The sequence below is a fragment of the Devosia indica genome, assembly GCF_003056405.1.
Lineage (GTDB): Bacteria > Pseudomonadota > Alphaproteobacteria > Rhizobiales > Devosiaceae > Devosia > Devosia indica.
The window spans coordinates 1-266 of record NZ_PYVZ01000063.1; the positions used below are offsets into that span (position 1 = coordinate 1).

The window sequence follows — 266 nt, forward strand, 5'->3', positions numbered from 1 at the left end:
TGGCGCGCTCGATGAGGTTGGACCTGGAGACGCCCAGAGTGCGGGCAATAACGCTCATTGGGTATCGTCCTCGGGATTGCTCCACGACAGCAAGGGCGAGATCCGTTTTTTTGGGCGCGCGAGATCCAGGGCCTCCCTCGGGAGTGTCAGGATTTCCGTGTGTGGTCGGGCATAGTGGGTAAACAAGGAGTCCCCTATGTCTCGACGCAAAGAGCCTGCAATCCCCAATGAGCTTCTCGACCAACTGCTGGCAGGCGGCGCTGCCA

General features: G+C 60.2%; 1 pseudogene. It reads right to left on the reverse strand.

The features are described from left to right. Positions 1–138: pseudogene (locus DDE76_RS20190) on the reverse strand (IS3 family transposase); the annotation flags it as partial. Between the last annotated feature and the right edge of the window lie 128 nt (positions 139–266).